Annotated in this window: 2 protein-coding genes; one reads left to right on the forward strand and one right to left on the reverse strand. The window is 48.3% G+C overall.

All coding sequences use genetic code 11. From position 1 onward, the window contains the following. On the reverse strand, positions 1-322 hold a 322-nt coding region (locus IDAT_RS12890; protein ID WP_034734505.1), incomplete at its 3' end, for a MerR family transcriptional regulator. Between the two features lie 74 nt (positions 323-396). Between IDAT_RS12890 and merT the strand changes: the two genes are divergently transcribed. Further along, the gene (merT, locus tag IDAT_RS12895; protein WP_034734507.1) at positions 397-747 is read left to right on the forward strand and encodes a mercuric ion transporter MerT; all 351 of its coding nucleotides are present in this window, start codon (positions 397-399) and stop codon (positions 745-747) included. The last annotated feature ends 64 nt before the right edge of the window (positions 748-811 follow it).

Here is an 811-nt window from a genome sequence, read left to right on the forward strand (position 1 = left end):
GTTCAATTTGCTGTAAGCGCGATATCTTTCGACGAACACTGGTGAGCTTTTGCTCTCCAAGCTCCCGTGCTTCATCGCAATGAGCGCCATCTTGCAGAGTTAATAGCTCACCAATTTCATCCAGACTAAATCCGAGCCATTGAGACGCGCGAATAAAATGAAGCCGAGCAAGCGCTTGTTCGTCGTAATGTCGGATCCCCCCATACGGCTTCTCCGGCTCGCTCATTAGCCCTCGGCGCTGATAATAGCGCACCGTTTCCACGCCCACGCCGGCTGTTTTGGCCAGCGTGCCAATTGTCATTACGTTGCGTTTTTTTAACATAGCTATTGCTTCCGTAGTGAGGTACGGGTCTAAGATTAACACATTAAAGCAAAATGCCCGAAGGAGTTACTCTTATGTCAAATTCAAAATCTGGTCGGGGCTCTCTTCTCGCGGGAGGGATCGCAGCGACTCTGGCATCTGCGTGTTGTCTGGGTCCCCTCATATTACTTGCACTCGGTGTATCCGGGGCCTGGATTGGGAGCCTCACAGCACTTGAGCCTTATCGACCCATTTTTATTGCCATTGCATTGATTGCCATATTCTTTGCCTGGCGTCGAATATACCGGCGTGCTGATGACTGCAACCCTGATAACACCTGCGCAACGCCAAATGCTCGTAAGAGCTACAAAGTGATGTTTTGGCTCGTTGCGGTGCTTACTTTAACAGCATTGGCTTACCCCTATGTTGTTCCTTTCTTTTACTAGGAGGCAATACACGATGAAAAAAACAATGATAACAACCATTTTATTTTTACTGTTTAGCATGCCC

This window comes from Pseudidiomarina atlantica, from assembly GCF_000753735.1.
GTDB classification, from domain to species: Bacteria; Pseudomonadota; Gammaproteobacteria; order Enterobacterales; family Alteromonadaceae; genus Pseudidiomarina; species Pseudidiomarina atlantica.

Coding starts and splice junctions, on each gene's coding strand:
- merT (WP_034734507.1), top strand. CDS start 397: ATGTCAAATTCAAAATCTGGTCGGGGCTCTCTTCTCGCGGGAGGGATC.